This is a genomic window from Mesorhizobium sp. M0239 (assembly GCF_040321815.1).
GTDB lineage: Bacteria > Pseudomonadota > Alphaproteobacteria > Rhizobiales > Rhizobiaceae > Mesorhizobium.
This window is the reverse complement of sequence record NZ_JAMYSG010000004.1, coordinates 82,646-98,930: the sequence shown is the minus strand read 5'-3', so window position 1 is coordinate 98,930 and position 16,285 is coordinate 82,646. Positions and strand designations below refer to the sequence as shown.

At 60.4% G+C, this 16,285-nt stretch carries 18 protein-coding genes; 10 read left to right on the top strand and 8 right to left on the bottom strand.

Annotated features, from left to right (window positions below; genetic code table 11):
* Positions 1-165 precede the first annotated feature (165 nt).
* From NKI99_RS05000 to NKI99_RS04980, 5 genes are read right to left on the bottom strand one after another with little or no spacing between them, the layout of a single operon-like run.
* Positions 166-705 (bottom strand): prepilin peptidase, encoded by a 540-nt coding sequence (locus NKI99_RS05000; protein WP_352609970.1) that lies wholly within the window; start codon positions 703-705, stop codon positions 166-168.
* A gap of 1 nt (position 706) precedes the next feature.
* Positions 707-1,249 (bottom strand): tetratricopeptide repeat protein, encoded by a 543-nt coding sequence (locus NKI99_RS04995; RefSeq protein WP_352609968.1) that lies wholly within the window; start codon positions 1,247-1,249, stop codon positions 707-709.
* A gap of 53 nt (positions 1,250-1,302) precedes the next feature.
* On the bottom strand, positions 1,303-2,253 hold the full coding sequence (locus tag NKI99_RS04990; protein ID WP_352609966.1) for a type II secretion system F family protein: 951 nt from the start codon (positions 2,251-2,253) through the stop codon (positions 1,303-1,305).
* Between the two features lie 18 nt (positions 2,254-2,271).
* Positions 2,272-3,243 (bottom strand): type II secretion system F family protein, encoded by a 972-nt coding sequence (locus NKI99_RS04985; RefSeq protein ID WP_352609964.1) that lies wholly within the window; start codon positions 3,241-3,243, stop codon positions 2,272-2,274.
* Positions 3,243-4,631 carry a TadA family conjugal transfer-associated ATPase gene (locus tag NKI99_RS04980; RefSeq protein ID WP_352609962.1) on the bottom strand — a complete coding sequence of 463 codons (1,389 nt, stop codon included), beginning with the start codon at positions 4,629-4,631 and terminating at the stop codon, positions 3,243-3,245. The genes NKI99_RS04985 and NKI99_RS04980 overlap by 1 nt, the downstream gene beginning before the upstream one ends.
* A gap of 531 nt (positions 4,632-5,162) precedes the next feature.
* Here NKI99_RS04980 and NKI99_RS04975 point away from each other — a divergent pair.
* The 10 genes from NKI99_RS04975 to NKI99_RS04930 all read left to right on the top strand — a co-directional run bounded on the left by NKI99_RS04975 (position 5,163) and on the right by NKI99_RS04930 (position 13,318).
* Complete coding sequence (locus tag NKI99_RS04975) at positions 5,163-5,378, top strand: Flp family type IVb pilin (protein ID WP_352609961.1); 216 nt, start codon at positions 5,163-5,165, stop codon at positions 5,376-5,378.
* Positions 5,379-5,470: 92 nt separating this feature from the next.
* Entirely contained in the window at positions 5,471-6,499 is a 1,029-nt protein-coding gene (gene cpaB, locus NKI99_RS04970; RefSeq protein WP_352609960.1) for a Flp pilus assembly protein CpaB, read from the top strand.
* 55 nt (positions 6,500-6,554) lie between these two features.
* Positions 6,555-8,000 (top strand): type II and III secretion system protein family protein, encoded by a 1,446-nt coding sequence (locus NKI99_RS04965; protein WP_352609959.1) that lies wholly within the window; start codon positions 6,555-6,557, stop codon positions 7,998-8,000.
* 4 nt (positions 8,001-8,004) lie between these two features.
* Entirely contained in the window at positions 8,005-8,277 is a 273-nt protein-coding gene (locus NKI99_RS04960; RefSeq protein ID WP_352609958.1) for a hypothetical protein, read from the top strand.
* Between the two features lie 71 nt (positions 8,278-8,348).
* Positions 8,349-9,866 (top strand): TadE/TadG family type IV pilus assembly protein, encoded by a 1,518-nt coding sequence (locus tag NKI99_RS04955; RefSeq protein ID WP_352609957.1) that lies wholly within the window; start codon positions 8,349-8,351, stop codon positions 9,864-9,866.
* A gap of 7 nt (positions 9,867-9,873) precedes the next feature.
* On the top strand, positions 9,874-10,368 hold the full coding sequence (locus NKI99_RS04950) for a TadE/TadG family type IV pilus assembly protein (protein WP_352609956.1): 495 nt from the start codon (positions 9,874-9,876) through the stop codon (positions 10,366-10,368).
* 41 nt (positions 10,369-10,409) lie between these two features.
* Entirely contained in the window at positions 10,410-10,994 is a 585-nt protein-coding gene (locus NKI99_RS04945) for a TadE/TadG family type IV pilus assembly protein (protein WP_352609954.1), read from the top strand.
* On the top strand, positions 10,991-12,154 hold the full coding sequence (locus NKI99_RS04940; RefSeq protein ID WP_352609953.1) for a CpaE/TadZ family protein: 1,164 nt from the start codon (positions 10,991-10,993) through the stop codon (positions 12,152-12,154). Before NKI99_RS04945 ends, NKI99_RS04940 begins: the two co-directional genes overlap by 4 nt.
* Entirely contained in the window at positions 12,138-12,728 is a 591-nt protein-coding gene (locus tag NKI99_RS04935; protein WP_352609952.1) for a L,D-transpeptidase, read from the top strand. Before NKI99_RS04940 ends, NKI99_RS04935 begins: the two co-directional genes overlap by 17 nt.
* On the top strand, positions 12,725-13,318 hold the full coding sequence (locus tag NKI99_RS04930) for a hypothetical protein (protein WP_352609950.1): 594 nt from the start codon (positions 12,725-12,727) through the stop codon (positions 13,316-13,318). Before NKI99_RS04935 ends, NKI99_RS04930 begins: the two co-directional genes overlap by 4 nt.
* Positions 13,319-13,362: 44 nt before the next feature.
* Here NKI99_RS04930 and NKI99_RS04925 read toward each other — a convergent pair whose 3' ends face one another.
* The 3 genes from NKI99_RS04925 to NKI99_RS04915 all read right to left on the bottom strand — a co-directional run bounded on the left by NKI99_RS04925 (position 13,363) and on the right by NKI99_RS04915 (position 16,279).
* Entirely contained in the window at positions 13,363-13,896 is a 534-nt protein-coding gene (locus tag NKI99_RS04925) for a hypothetical protein (protein ID WP_352555009.1), read from the bottom strand.
* A gap of 59 nt (positions 13,897-13,955) precedes the next feature.
* Positions 13,956-14,870, bottom strand: a complete 915-nt coding sequence (locus NKI99_RS04920; RefSeq protein ID WP_128302633.1) for a carbohydrate ABC transporter permease — start codon at positions 14,868-14,870, stop codon at positions 13,956-13,958.
* Positions 14,871-14,983: 113 nt separating this feature from the next.
* On the bottom strand, positions 14,984-16,279 hold the full coding sequence (locus NKI99_RS04915; protein WP_352609949.1) for an ABC transporter substrate-binding protein: 1,296 nt from the start codon (positions 16,277-16,279) through the stop codon (positions 14,984-14,986).
* Between the last annotated feature and the right edge of the window lie 6 nt (positions 16,280-16,285).

Below are 16,285 nucleotides of genomic sequence, written 5' to 3'. Positions count from 1 at the left end.
GGCAGCGTTTCACGATAGGAATTTTTTCTTGACACCCTGCCCTCAGCTATGGTACATTTTTGGCTATGGTGCAAAGTTGCGCCGTGACCCGCCGCACAGGCGGGTTTTCGTTTGATGCTCCGTCAATCTCCCGCGAGTCAAATTCAGCCGCGTAAGATGTCAGGGTCAGTTGAGCTGGTTGAGGATTCCAGAGCTGCTCGCGACCATCAAACTCCTGTAGATCAGGAACGCCAGCGTACAGATCGCGGCGAGCGCGATCGGCACGCCGAACGGCACCACGCCCTTGCGGTCCAGATGCTGCACGACAAGCCGAAAAGCGCCCGCCGGCAGCATGAACGGGTTTTTCACGATGACTGCGGTTGCCAAGGCGAAAACCAGAAGCAGCACTGAAAACACCGCGAGAGCGCCGCCGCTGATCAGGAATGGCACGACTGCCAGCAGCTTGACATCGCCGGCGCCGATCTTGCGCAAGGCCCAGAAGGGCAAGAGCGCGACGAACAGCAGAAGTCCGGCGAGAGCGCTCAGTCCCATGTCCCACCACGAGCCGGACTGGAGCGACAGCAGCAGCAGGCCTCCAGCGCCCAGGCAGAGCAGCAGCAGCACGTCGCGATTGGAAATCTTCTGCGTCTTGAAGTCGATCCAGCCAATCCTTGCCAGCAGAGGGATGGCGAGCACCTTCAGCAACAGAGCTTCGACGAGCAGCATGCTAGCGCTCGACGTTCTGCACGCTTGACGACAAAAGCTTCAGATTGTTGGCGACGGTCGGGTCGTTGGGCGCCAATTCGTAAGCCTTGAGGAAGTTCGAGCGTGCGTCCTGCAGCTTGCCGCGCAGCAGGTAGGAATAGCCGACATTGTTGTAATATTCGGGCGTCGCGCCGACCAGCTTGAATGCCTTGGCATAGGCCTTGTCGGACAGGTCGAAGCGGCGGATCCGGTCGGTGCAGGCGGCCAGTCCCATCCAGGCGTTGCCATCATTGGGCGCCAGCTGCGTCGCCTTGAAGAACAGCGCGCCGGCATTGCCGTAATTCTCGGCACGGAACTGGTTCTTGGCTTCGGCGACGGCCTGGTCCGAGGCATAGTATTCGACATCGCTGACCGTCTTCAGCCCATCGAAAGCATCGCCAAAAGACGTCACGTCGCCTTTCGACGGCTCGTTGGTGCGAACGACACCGTCGGTTACGTCCGCCGTCTGGCAACCGGCAAACACCGCCATGAGCAGACAGGCCGCGGCCGCGATAACCCTCTTCATAAATTGTGTCCCCTGGGCCCCCGACTCACATTAGGATCAAATCATATACCAAACTAGAAGAAAATGCCTTTCATCCGGATGATGACCGGCAACATTATCACCATCATGACGACCGGGAAGATGCACAGCCCCAAGGGAATCATCATCTTCACCGGCAGAGAGTTGGCGCGTTCCTCTGCACTCAGAATTCGTTGCCCGCGCATTTCGGCGCTATAAACACGCAAGGCATCGGTAAGGCTGGTGCCAAGTTCTTCCGATTGGCGGAACAGCACGGCCAAAGCCCGCGCCTCGTCGAGGCCGATGCGGTCAGCGAGTTCGCGTAGCGCTTCCCGCAACGGCTTGCCGGCACGCAACTGCAAATTCATGATCGACAGCTGTATTCCCAGCCACTTGTGGGTGCCAGCCATTTCATGACTGACGCGTTCGACTGCCCCCTCCAGGCTCATGCCGGCATCGGCGCAGGTGATCATCATGTCCATGAAGTCGGGGAAAGCCCGGCGATAGATCTGTTTCTGGCCGTTCTCGAAACGGTCGAGCAGAATGGCCGGAAGCACGATACAGGCGAGGCCGAACAGGGCAGAACCGGCAAGGGTGATGAAACCCGGCAGGTGCGGCGGCAGAGCCCGCGACAGGAGTGCATACATCGCCAGAAAACCGACGCAGACCGCGGCCAGGCGGCATAGCGTATAAATCAGCGGTGCGCTTGATTGATAAAAGCCGGCGCGAAACAGCTTCGCTTCCAGGGCGTTTGGTTCTTCCCGCTCCTTCTCGATCGACTTGAAGTAGGCATCGACCGGCCGTTGGGCCGCAAGCTTGGCAAGCTGGTCTTGTCCGAGCATGGATCGGCGGTCCGTAATTCCTTCGCCCATCAGACTCTGCGCGACGAGCTTTCGTGTTTGCAGAGCCGGCAAGAAGACAAGCGCACCGAACAGGAAGAAGGACACCGCCGCCACAAAGACGGCAATAGACACAAAAAAGCCCAGGTCCTGAATGTTCGAAAACAATTTCTTTCGCGCTCCCAGTCAAAAATCGAAAGTAACCATCCGATACATGATGAAGTCACCAAGCAGCGCCCACAACCCAAAAAGCAAAAATATCGGGAAGACGAGCGGGTTGCCCCAGACGCCGCCGTAATAGGCTGGGGCAAGAATTTGAAGTGTGAAGAACATCACAATAGGAAACAAGGAGATGATCCAAGCGGAGACGCGACCTTCGGCCGAAAGCGCCCTGATTTTCATTCGCAATTTCTGCCGTTCACGCAGGACCGAGGAAAGGTTGGCCAGAATTTCTGTCAAATTGCCGCCCGTCTTGGCCTGGATCGACAACGATACCGACAGCAGCTGAAGACCCTCGAAGCCGACACGCTGCGAAAGCTTGCGCACGGCCTGCTCGATGCTGAGGCCAAAGGTGATCTCATCGGAGACGATGCCGAACTCGGTGCCGAGCGGATCCGGCATTTCGCGCCCGACAAGACCGATCGCGACCGAAGCGGGATGCCCGGCACGCAGAGAACGAACGATCATATCGAGCGCATCCGGCAGCTGTTTGGCAAACTTCTGGATTCGTTTGTTACGCGCACGCCGGAGGACCAGAAGCGGCAAGACCAACCCCACGACCACAAAGACAATGAGCGATGCCAAGGTGGAGAAATTGAAAAGGAACGCCAGCAGCAATGCCATCGCCAGGCCGGCAAGCAGGAACGTCGCGGCGAAGGTAAGGGGATTCCCGGTGATACCGGACTGGGTATAGAGCCTGTTCAACCAGACCATACCAAAGAGAAAGTCGCCGGAGTCCGTGAGACCGCGCTCTCGAAGCAACCCTTGTAAAGTCTGTTCAGCCGGGACCTCGCCGGCGAGCCGCTTCAGCCGGCGATTGACCGCCATGGACCGGGAGCGGCGGCCGGCAAAGGAAAGATAAAGGGCTTCGCCGGCGAGAATGACTGAAGCCGCCGCCAGCATGTAGATGAAGTAGAGCAGAGCTTGACCCGTCGGCATCAGAGGGCAACCTGCGGATTAAAGGCGTCCTTGGCGAAATGATGGCCAAGCGTCGCGGCCTCCGGAGCGAAGCGCGGACGGACACCCGTTGCGCGAAAGTCTCCGATGACCTTGCCCTCGGCCGTGACCTCACGGCGGACGAAATGATAGATTTCCTGAAGCTGGACGACATTACCCTCCATACCGGTCAGTTCCGATATGGAGGTGACGCGCCGGCCGCCGTCCGAAAGACGCTGTGTCTGCACGATGATGTCGATGGCGGACGCGATCTGCGCGCGGATTGAATCATGCGTCATTGGCATGCCGGCCATGCCGACCATCTGCTCGAGTCGCGAGATCGCATCGCGCGGCGTATTGGCGTGGATGGTGGTCATCGAGCCTTCATGGCCCGTGTTCATCGCTTGCAGCATGTCGAAGGCTTCCTCGCCACGCACCTCGCCGACGATGATGCGATCCGGCCGCATGCGCAGCGCGTTCTTCAGCAATTCGCGCTGGCGCACCTCACCCCGACCTTCGACATTGGGCGGACGCGTCTCCAGGCGCCCGACATGCGGCTGCTGCAATTGCAGTTCCGCCGCATCCTCGATCGTGATCAGCCGCTCCCTGGAGGGGATGTAGCTCGACAGCGCATTGAGCAACGTCGTCTTGCCGCTGCCGGTGCCGCCCGAAACCAGGATCGATTTGCGCGCCTGGACTGCGATCCGCAGCAGCTCGATCATCGGCGGGCGGATAGAGTTGAACGCCATCAGCCGCTCGAGCGAATAAGGATTCTTGGAGAACTTGCGGATCGACACCAGCGGGCCGTCCACCGAAATTGGCCGCACCGCAATGTTGACGCGCGAACCGTCCTCCAGCCGCGCATCGACCATGGGCGACGATTCATCGACACGCCTGCCGATAGCCGAAACGATCTTGTTGATGACGCGCAACAGATGCGCTTCGTCGCGGAAACGGATCGCCGTCTCCTCGATCACGCCACGTCGCTCTATGAAGACGCGCTTGTGGGTATTGATCATGATGTCGGTGATCGATTCATCCTTGAGCAATGGCTCAATCGGCCCAAGTCCCAGCATCTCGTCGGCGGTGTCGCTGGTCAATTGATCGAGTTCGCGTGCGTTCAACGGCACGTTCCGATTTCGAACGAACTCGCGGACGATCGGACGGATCTCGTTCAGGATCTCACCCTTGGAAGCACTTTCAAGCGCGGTCAGGTTGAACCGATCGATCAAATGGCGATGAATCTCGACCTTGAGCGTCAGAAAATCATCGCCATGCGATTCGATATCAGCGGCGGTCGAAAGGGGCTGAGCAACAGGCGAAACCGCCGGCGGTTCGACCTTTGTCACTGCCTGCTGTTCGCTTGCCCCCTTGATGAACCGCCCCAGCATAATTGCTTATACTCCCCTAGGACTCATATTAGTGGAAACTAACTGTTAACCACCGGAGGCACAAGCGCCCAGACGCCCCCCGCACGGCCTATACTATTTACATAGTTAAGATCAGGAGCCTGAAATAACGTGTTTATTTTATATGCCTGCCCGTTCGCGGTCAGAGCGTCGACCCGGCTTTCTGGGTCCGTCTGTTTTTCGGTGCCAAGCCGCTCCGGGAACGCCGCTAACCCCTTAGATATAAAAGAATATGCATTATGACTAATGCTTCCCTAATTTCGCCACACCCGCGGCTGAATTGTGAACGAATGGTTAAGGTCGGTTGAAAAATGAAAAGAATCAAGCCCTTGGTTAGATTCGACTTTGCAATCTTCTTGCCGAATCAGGTACATGAAAGTTAAGGAACTCTTAATCTCGTTTGACTCTGCGTTTTCTCGGGACCTAGGATCGAGATGACGGGGGATGCTTGGGTATGGATTTCATCCTTTGCTCTGTCTCGTCGGGTTCCAACCTCCAAAGGGAGAAATTGACATGAACAAGCTCATGACGATGACCCGGCAGTTCCGCGACGATGAAAACGGCGCTGCCATGGTCGAATATTCCATCCTTATCGGCATCATTGCCGTTGCATCGATCCTGACAGTGATCGCCATCGGAGCGTGGGTCAATGCTCGATTCTCGGGTCTGTGCGATGCGCTCGCCGACGCTGTCGGAACCTGTGACGCGACTGCGGGCACTGGTTCCTGATCGCCTGACTACATCCAGGCCCGGATCGTTCGAGCCGGGCCTGGATCCGATCGCAGCGGGCGAATCCCGCATTGGGGCTTGGGGCTTGGGGCATGCGCGCCAACACACTTATCATGATCGTGCTCGCCGGGGTGTTCGGCGTCCTGGCGGTTGTCCTGGTCAATATCTGGCTGGCCGGCCAGCGAAGCGCCATGGCACAAACGGGCGTCGTACAAGGCAGCACGGTCGTGGTTGCGGCAATGCCGCTGAAGTTCGGTGACGCTCTGAGCGCTGATAAACTGCGCGAAGTCGCATGGCCGGCGGGCGCAGTTCCAGCCGGGGCATTCAAGTCAACAAAAGACCTGTTAGCTGGCGACGGTGCCAAGCAGGCATTGCAAGCGATCGGCGTCAATGAGCCGATTCTCGCTACCAAAATAACTGGCCCCGGCCAGCGCGCCACACTATCGGCAGTGCTTGGCGAAGGCATGAAGGCCGTTTCGATCCGCGTCAATGACGTGCTTGGCGTCGCCGGCTTCGTTTTCCCGGGCGATCGAGTCGATATTCTACTCACCCGCACGGCGCGCGGCGATGATGGCACGGATAAGAGTTTCGTCGACGTGCTGCTGCAGAGCATGAAGGTGCTGGCCATCGACCAGGTGGCCGACGAAAGCAAGGACAGCCCGACGGTGGTGAAGTCGGTGACGCTGGAGGCCAGCACCAGGGATGCGCAGAAGCTGACACTGGCGGCAGGGGCCGGCCAATTGTCGCTGGCGCTGCGCCAGGCCGCCGCCAACAAGGGCGAGACGACCGAACGGGTGACACTTTCCGACCTGACCGGCGAAACGCCGGCAGACGTCGCCGCCAGGCAGGCGGAGCTCGACAAGAAGGCAGCGGCGGAAGCCGCGGCTGCAGCCGAGCGCAAGCGCGCCGAAGACAAGATCGCCGGGTTGACCCAGGCAGTGGAGCGGGTGGGAAGCCGTCTCGACGAACTGGGCAAGGTAAAGCCCGCTCCAGTCCCGATGGCGCAACCAGTTGTCAAGGAAGTGGTCAAGTACGTGCAGCCCGAGCCACCGGCGCGGGCGACGATAGGCGTTTTTCGGGGCGTGAAGCTCGAGACCTATGACGTGCCGCGACAACCATGATAAGGTGCGGCTAATAAAAACGGAGCTGCCACCGGCAGCGGGTGGGGAGACGGGGATGCAGGGGTTTCGGGTAAGGATGGCGGCGGCTGCGTTGTTCTGTTTGGCAGCGCTGTTTCTGTCGAGCCTGGCGGCAGGTGCGGCCGACCGCTTCATCGACGTGTCGACCCCCGCCGTCCATCGTATCTTCCTGCCTATGTCGCAATCGGTAACGATCCAGGTGAGTGCCAATCTGGGCGATATCGTCGTCGGTGACGAGAAGATCGCCGATGCCCAGCCGATGACCGACCGCACACTCTATGTCATCGGCAAGGGCGCGGGCACCACCACGGTCAATCTGTTCTCCACGGACAAGCGCTCGCTCGGCGCCCTCCAGATTGAGGTCGGCGTCGATGTCAGCGACATGGCGCAGGCGATCCGCCAGGTGGCGCCAAAGTCGCGCATCGAAGTCGGCTCGGTCAATGGCAGGGTCAGGCTCGGCGGTCATGTCAAGGATGGAGCCACGCTTGCGGCAATCATGGCGGTGGCGCAGCAATATGGCCCTGACGCCATCATCAATTCCGTCATCGTCGACGACAGCCAGCAGGTCAATCTCGAAGTGCGCGTGCTCGAAGCCAAGCGCAACACCGGCCGCGATCTCGGCGTGTCGATCAAGAGCAGGAACGGCGATGGCACAACCCGTACCGGTACCGGTGTTGCTGCCGTCGACGAAGACGGTGTCGTGCTCGGACCGGGCGGTCTGCTCAGCGGCCTCCTGTCCAACTCGGCGCCCTTCGGAGCGCTGATCACGCGCGTCATCGACAGCAACATCAAGGTCGATCTGATCATCGAGGCGCTCGAGTCCAAAGGCGCGGTGCGCATGCTCGCGAACCCCAACCTCACCACGCTTTCCGGCGAACAGGCCAGCTTCAACGCCGGTGGGGAAGTGCCTATCCGCACTCTCGACAAAGACGGCGAGATAAGCATCGTGTACAAACAATTCGGCGTCAATCTGCTGTTCACGCCGGTCGTACTCGACGACGGCAAGATCCATATGCAGCTGGCGCCGGAGGTGAGCGACCTGACCGGATTCACCACCGCCGGCGACCCGATCTTCACCAATCGCAAGCTGTCGACCGTCGTCGAGTTGCGCGACGGCCAGAGCTTCGCGGTTGGCGGGCTTCTGTCGAGCAAGACGACCAAGCTCCAGGACCAGGTGCCTTGGCTCGGCCAGGTGCCTGTGATCGGGACGCTGTTTCGCAGTTCGAGCAACCAGAAGGAAGAGACAGAGTTGGTCGTCATCGTCACGCCGCACATCGTGCGGCCGGTGAAGCCCGGCGAGCAGTTGGCGACGCCGTTCGACAAGACACGGCCCGCCAACGATCCCGAATTCTTTGTGCTCGGCCAGCTTGAAGTGACCAAGGACATGGTTCGCAAATATGAACTGGGCGAAGGCGTCACCGGCCCCTATGGCCACATGCTCGACTTCAAATCGAAGGACAAGATGCTCTATGTCAAGAAATAGCGGCTTGATCCTCCTTATGTGCGCCGGTGCGCTATCGGGCTGCGCCGCGGACTATCTGAATCACTACGATACGGTGACCCTGGCCGCCGGCGACACGCAGAAATACAATTCACTGCTGCAGACGGTCGACCCGCTCAATCCGAACTCAAGGAATACCAAGATCGAAGGAGACGGCGCGCGCGCCGCCGCTGTTGCCCAAGCCTACAAATATCCACCGCCACCGCCACCGCCGCCGGCCATCACGGTCAATGTCGGTGGGTCGGGTGTGACACAGTGAACTGAACGGAAGGATGCGGAGGGCGCCGGGCATGCGAGGGGCTCTGGCGCGAGGTGAAAGAGAGTAAGGTCATGTTGGGGACCATTCGAGCCTTCTGGCACGATCAACGCGGTATAGCGATGATCCTCGTTGCCATCATGCTGCCGGTGATCATTGGCTTCGCGTTGCTGGCCATCGATATGAGCCGGGCCAACGGACTGCATAATGACTTGCAGAAAGGTGCCGATGCGCTTGCACTTGCTGTAGCGGCGGAACTTGATGGCAGGTCGGATTCGATCACCAGAGCCAACTTGGCGGCGACGACTCTTCTCAGCAACACGACCAAGTTTTCCACCTCAGGTGATCACACGCTCGCCCTGTCTGACGTGACTATTAAGTACCTGACCGGAATTCCCGCGAGCGACAGCATAGCATTAGGCGCCGACGGCGTCGACGCCAATGGCGTGAACTGGGCAAGCACCGACCCCAAAGCGGTGTCATTCGCCGAGATTACGGTTAACCCGTCCGGTGACGGGGACGGTGCCGGCTCTTTCGCGACCATCTTTCCGGCAAGCTTTATCGGCAGCAACAACACCTTCGACATCCGGCCGCAGGCGGTTGCCGGATTTGTCCAGTCGATCTGCGAAACGGTGCCGATCTTCATGTGCAATCCGTTCGAGACGACCGATCCGCTGACCAGCAAGACCATCCAGCAGGCATTCGCTTCGGGCGACACCTATAGCCGGGAATTCCGCATCCTGAAGGTCGACAACAATCCTGGTCCTGGCAACTTCGGACTGATCGACAACAATCTGTCCTCGCTGCGGGATGCCATAGCGATGGGCACGTCAGGCACTTGTTACGACCGATCCGCCCTGACCACCAAAACCGGCGTAACGTTGGGACAGGTCAATGCAGGTCTGAACACGAGGTTCGATCTCTACAGCGGCTCGCTCAACAAGAATAATAAGGATTGGGCTTATCGGCCGGCCAGCAATATTCGCAAGGGTCAGAAGACCGGCTGCAGCAAGTATGACCCGGTTACAGACAACTCGGCGCTTCCCCTCCCACCAGGTGACAGCTACGGCGTTCCTAAAGCGGGTATGTCGCTTCCGATAGGATCGCAGGGCTTTTGGACTAATTATTGGCAGATCAATCACGGCGCAGCATACCCCAACGTCCCCAGTGCAACCAACCCGACCGGCACAAAAACAGCGCCAGCTTCCCGGTATGACGTCTACAAATACGAGATTGCGAACGGCCGCGTTGCCGACAAGTCCCTGGCGCCGACTAAGGAAACCGGCACTCCATCATGCTATAAGGGGGACAACCCGACGTCGGATCCCGATCGCCGCCTTCTCAACATGGCGATCGTCAACTGTATCGCCAACCAAGCAAAGATCAATGGTCACGTCCAGCTCAGACCAGAGGGCTATGCCAGCGTCTTCGTCAACACGCCGGTCCAGAAGCAGGACAACACCAAGGATGATGAGGACGCCTCGGCGGCCGAGAAGCCCATCAGCCTTGAGATCGTCGACGTCGATGGAGGGTTTGCTAACAACACCCTTGTAGACAAGGCATTCCGCAACGAAGCCCAGTTGTATCGGTAGAGTCGAAATGATCAGGTTCGGCAAAATCATACGGCGGTTCCGAGGCGACGAAAGTGGCGCCGCTTTGGTGGAAGTCGCAATCACAGCACCACTCGTATTGCTGTTGTCGGCCGGTGTGTTCGAATTCTCCAACATCCTGAACACGCGCCTGCTTCTCGAAGCCGGCGTTGAGGATGCGGGTCGCTACATGGCGCGATGCAGCAGCGATTGGGCGACTTGCAAGGCGCGGGCTCAAAACCTTGCTGCCTATGGGACGATCGATAGCGGCACCGCCCGGGTGACTGGATGGCTTCCAGCGACGGTTGACATCACCAAGGCGGTCTCGCTTGACGCGGTTGATGCCGCCACGGGCACGCAGCTTTATCTCAGCAGCACGACCAAAGTCGATGTCGTGGACGTCAGCACTTCCTATTCTTATCCGGACGTAGGATTCTGGTCGTATCTTGGCTTTGGGGCCCTGACCCTCAGTGTATCCCATCAGGAACGAGTCATTGGATGGTGACGGAGCGCATCAAGTTTTGGGCTAACCAATCCGGAGCGACAATGGTCGAAATGGCCATCGCTCTGCCACTGCTGTTGACGCTTCTGCTTGGCTTCGTCGATTTCGGATACGCCTTCTACCAATGGAACGCCGGAAACAAAGCGGTGCAAGCCGGCGCAAGACTAGCGCAGATTTCCACCCCCGTCGCCATCGGGCTTCCATCCGAGACGCTAACGCAGAGCGATATAACCAAAGTCGGCACAGCGGTGTCGGCCGGCACGTATGATTATGTCTGTACTGCAAGCGCAGCAGGCGTCGCTTGCTGCAGTATCGGAGGAGGCTTGTGCAAGTCCGAGGATGCGAGCCAGGCCGCGTTCGATACGATCTATGACGGCACCGCCAATCGTGCTGGAATGCTCGACTTCCTGCCGATGCTGGAGAAATCGCAGGTGCGGATCGAATACGCGGCCTCAGGCCTCGGCTACTGGACGCGCCCTAGCGGACCGGTGCCGACCATTACCGTCAGCATTACCAATCATCCCTTCCAATTCTTCTTCCTGGGCGGCCTGCTCGGATTCGGAAACATCACCATGCCCTCCATGCTGAGCACGGTTACGGGCGAAGATTTGAAGAGCGTCTATCCATGAATGCCATCAACACCAAGGTGACGCCGACCAAGCGCAAGCAGGTGGCGCTGTTTTCGTCGGATCCGAATTTCAAGCGCGATGTGGCGACGCGGCTCGATGCGCTGGCGATCTATGATGTGCGGATTTCCGAGACGAGCGACTTTCTCAAGGGGCCGCCGGCCGATACGCGCCCCGGCATCGTCATCCTCGATCTCGGCAATGGCGAGCTGCTCGGCAGGCCCGGCATCGTCGAGGCGCGCGCGCTGTGGGCCAGCGTGCCGCTGATTGCGGTTTCCGACGAGCTGACCTCGGAGCAGACGCGCGTTTTGGTGCGCATGAACGCTTCGGACTGGCTGCACAAGCCTCTCGACGGCAAGGAGCTGCTCAATGCGGTGACCTTCCACGACACCGGCAACCAGGGAACGAAGAGCCGGATCATCACCTTCATCGGCGCCAGCGGCGGCGCGGGCGCCACGACGCTGGCGCTGTCGGCGGCCGAATTCCTGGCTTCGAAATCGGCCGAGCGCGCGGCGTCCACCTGTCTCGTCGACCTGGATTTCCAGAGCGCCAATTGCGGCGCCTATCTCAATCTGTTCAACCAGTTCGACCTTGCCGGCATCATCGGCCAGCCGGAGCGGCTCGATGTCGAGCTGATGGATGTCATCAAGTTGTCGCGTCCGTCCGGCCTCACCCTCTACGCGTTCGAGCGGCCGCAGCTGCCATTCGAGCCGCATGGCAGCGATTTCGTCTTCCGGCTTCTGGACCTCGTCGCCTACCGCTTCGACGACATCGTCATCGACCTGCCCAATCTCGAAACGCCCTGGCACAATTCCGTGCTGTCGACGAGCGACGAGATCTTCATCGTGTTCGAGCTCAACGTCGCGTCGCTGCGGCAGGGCAAGCGGCTCTACAAGAAGATCCGCGAGCTGCGCGGCAATGCCGTCTCGATCACGCTGGTCGCCAACAAGCACAAGCGCAAATGGTTCGGGAACCATTTTTCGCGCAGCGAGCTCGAGAAGATCTTCAAGGCGCCGCACATCAAGTCGGTCGCGCTCGACAACGCGCTTCTGACCGATGCGCTGAACAGGGCCATCCCGCCTTCCGAGGTGGATGGGCGGGCGCGCTTCAACAAGGATCTGAAGCGGATGTTCAAAGAGCGGCTAGATGACGCTGCCCGATAGATATCGGATCGCCCCAAAGCTCGCCGGCGCCTGCGTGCTCGGCGTGGCGCTGGCGCTGTCCGTCCACGATTTCGCCGAGGCGCGATCGGCGCTTTCGGAGCGGCCGCCGCTGCCGGCGATGGGGCCTAGCCTGCGCAAGGCCGTTGCCTTTAGAACCGCCGAGCAGCCGGGCACGATCGTCATCCGCAAGGACGAGAAGGCGCTTTACCTGGTGACCCGCCAGGGCCAGGCGCTGCGCTACCAGATCAGCGTCGGACGCGACGGGTTCGGCTGGACCGGCACCGTCAAGGTCGGGGCGAAGACCGAATGGCCGGAGTGGCGCCCGCCGCAGGAAATGCGGGCCCGCCAGCCGGAGCTGCCGAAAATGGTGCCTGCCGGCCCCTACAATCCGCTCGGCGCAAGGGCGCTCTACCTGTCGCGGGACGGGCGCGACACGCTCTACCGCATACACGGCACCAACGACCCGTCGGGTGTCGGCTTCGACGGGACATCGGGCTGTTTTCGTCTCACCAACACGGATGTGATCGATCTTTTCAAACGCGTCGCGGTCGGCGCAAAGGTGGTGGTCCAATGACGATGATCAGCGAACCGGACATGCCGGCGATCGATATCGGAAACCAGGAACAGCGCAAATCGGCTGCCGCCGAGAAACCCAGCAAGGCAAAGACGATCGGCGTCATCGTCGCCGGTGGCGCGCTTCTGATCACCGCGATCAACATGGCGGCCGCGGTCTATCTCTATCGGGGCATGAGCGACCTGCGTTTCGTCGAAGCGCGGCTGGAGCAGCTCGGCGCGTTCGAGCAGCGGATCGCGGCACGGCTCGACACGGTCAACAACGGCTTCCAGAGCCGTTTCGAGAAACTGGACAGCCAGCTGCAAGGCAGCTTCAACGAGATCGATGCCAGCATTGCCCGGTTGGGGCAGAATGCGCCGGTCGCCGGCGGCGAGGCCATGCCGGGTGCGGAAGAACCGTCCGAATTCGCCACCAGCACGCTGGCGCAAGCGCCCGAAGCCCTCGACGGCGAGAGCGCGAGCGAACCCGGCGTCATCGAAGCGCCCGCACCCAGGAAGAGAATCGCATCGGCCTCGCCCCCTGCTCCAAGCTCCAACTACCAGCGCATCCAGCAGCCCGACGGCAAGGTCTATTACCGCCGGATCAACTAGACCCGGCAGAGCCCGGAGCGGGCGGGTTGCAGGTGGCGATCGGTCTAGAGATCGCGCTGCAGCGCCAGGATACGGATGGCCCGGACGGACCGCTCCCGCGCCTCAGTGAGGAAGGCGATGTGGCAGTAGGCACAGGCCACGATGCCCAAAAGCAGAACCAGGCTGTTTTTCAAGGTGAAATCGACGGCCAGCGAATACGGAAGACCCTTGGGCGACGTGAATTCGGCAATCGTGCTCGCCGTTTCCGAATGGCTGCCGACGGCGATCATCAGGCCAGCGAAAATCAAGGCGACGTGGTTGGCGAGGAACGAGAATGCCGACTTTTTGGTGTGGCACGCCACCCAGCAGACGATCGCTGCCGCGGCAAGAATGACGGCGTCGACAGCCATGGAACCACCCAGCCAGACATCGACCTGCTGCCAAAGCACCGTCGACAGAGGGCGCAGTTCAAGCCATAGCCACCATGCGGTGGGGCTGGCTGGATAGGTGCCCAGCAACAAGGTCGCCACGCGCTCCCCTGCCAGGACCGCCAGAATGAGAAACGGAAAGGCGAAAAGCAGAAGCGGCTTGCGTTTCATGTTCCCTCGACAATCTGCAAGCCAGGATAGGCCGTATAGATTGCTCAAGGCTTAACAGCCTACTTCCGGCCCTCTCCCGATTGCGAGCGTTCGAGGACGGCGAAGAAGATCACGGTGAGCAGAAGGACGATCAGCAGCAGCACGAACGCGGCCGCCGCGCCTTCGTTGAGCGAAAGGCCGAGAAAGGCACGGCGATAGGCAAAGAAGCTCAGCACTTCGGTCGCATTGCCTGGCCCGCCCTTGGTCAGGACATAGGGCAGATCGTAGGTCCGGAACTCGTTGATCAGCTGGATGATGATGGTGATCGCCGCGACCGGCCGAAGCATCGGCAGCGTGATGTAGAAGAATTGCTGCCAGCCGCGTGCGCCATCCACTTCAGCTGCCTCATAGGGATCTCGCGGCAAAGCGGCGAGCCCCGCGGCGAGGATCAGCACGACGAAGGACATTTGCTGCCAGATGTCGATCGCCGCCATCGTCCAGAGCGCCATGCCTGGCGTGCCGAGCCAGTCGAGGCGCGGCAGGCCGAACGTTTCCATCAGATGATTGGCGATGCCGAGATTGGGCTGGAGCAGCATGCGCCAGATCAAGGCGACGCTGATCGGCGACATCGCCATGGGAATGGTCAGAATCGCGAAATAGACCGGCTTCATCCGGACCGTCCGGTTGAGCATCAGGGCAATACCGAGCCCGATCACGAATTCGCCGACAACCGTCACCGCCGAATAGCGCACGGTGAGCCAGAGCGCGTTCCAGAACAGCTCATCGCCGATCATCGAGGCGAAATTCTTGAACCCGACAAGCGGCAGAAGCTGCGGCTTGATCAAGGTCATCGAGGAGATCGAGAGGATGCAGGCATAGGCCAGCGGAAAGCCCATCACGATCGCCAGCAGCAGCAGGCCGGGCAAGGCAAAGGCCCAGCCGGTCCGCCACTCGCGGCCACGGGCAGCCCATCCTTTTTTGATCGCATTGTGCATCGTAGCCGAGCCTTGGTCGGGGTGGCGTTGCTGATCTCGTCAGGATCCGGGGTCTGGACAAGATCCGGCGCGGCTGACACCGCCGCGCCGGATCTCCTTGCCGAGCCGGACCGCTATTTATCGAGGAGCCCCTGCAGGCCGTCGGAAGCCGCCTTCAGCGCTGCGTCCGATGTCGCCTGGCCGCCAGCCGCCAGCGAGAGCTGGGTACCGAGCAGATCCTCGTATTGCGCCGAATAGGTGAAGATCGGGAACGACTTGCCGGTCGCCACCACATCCTCGGCGGTCTTGTAGAAGGGATATTTCGCCAGCACCGCCGCATCGGCATAGACATCGCTGCGCACGGGCGCGTGGCCCTCGAGCGCGCGCTTCACCGAAACATCCTTGCTCTGCACCCACTGGATGAAGGTCCAGGCGGCTTCCTGCTCTTCCGGCGACGTGTTCTTGGGAATGCCCCAGCCCCAACCGCCGCTTTCGCCGTGGCCACCCGGCATCACTGACAGGCCGACCTTGCCGGCGACCGTCGGACACTTCACGGCATCGTCCATCTGCGGCAGCATCCACCAATAGGTGACCATGCTGAAGGCCGAACCGCTGCACATCAGGCGCATGGTGTCATCGAGCGTCGCCGACACGGCACCCTGCTGGGCGCCGTGCTGGATGTTGTCGACATAGAGATCGAGCGCCTTCTTGGCCTCTGCCGTGTCGAGGCTCGCCTTGCCGTCGGCATTGAGATAGCTGCCGCCGGCGGAGAACAGGTAATTGGAGAATTCCATGCTGTTGGGATCGCCGCGCTGGCCCTGCATCGCGGCTCCGGCGACGCCGGCATTGGCCTTCATGAATTTGGAAATCCTCACATAGTCTTCGAGCGTCGTCGGCAAAGCGAGCTCCTTGCCGGTTGCCGTCTTGTAGGCGGCCTTGAGCTTCTCGTCGCCGATCAGGTCCGTGCGGTAGAGGAGGCCCATCGAGTAGTTGTACATGGGCACCAGAAACAGCTGGTCCTTGGTCCGGCCGAGCAGGTCAAGCGTCGAGGGAATGAAGGGGCTCAGATCGTATTTGGATTTCTCGACGAAGGGTTTCAGATCGGCGAGCCAGCCGGCGGCCGGAAATTCGCCGGCCCACAGGAAGTCGACCTCGAGCACATTGTAGTAGCTCTGCGGCGCGGTCAGCTGGGACACCAGCTTGTCGTGCATGTCGGGATAGCCGATCTTCTCGAACTCGACCTTGATGCCGGTCTGCTTCTCGAATTCGGGCAACAGCGCTTCGATGATCTTGGTTTCCGGCACGTCCTCCATCAAGGCGTGCAAGGTGATGGGCTCAGCCGCCCTGGCCGGAAGCGATGCGCTGACAACAGCTGCCCCGCTCACGGCCGTCATCAGCATTTTGATCAAGGTCTGCTTGTTCCAAGTCATAACTCT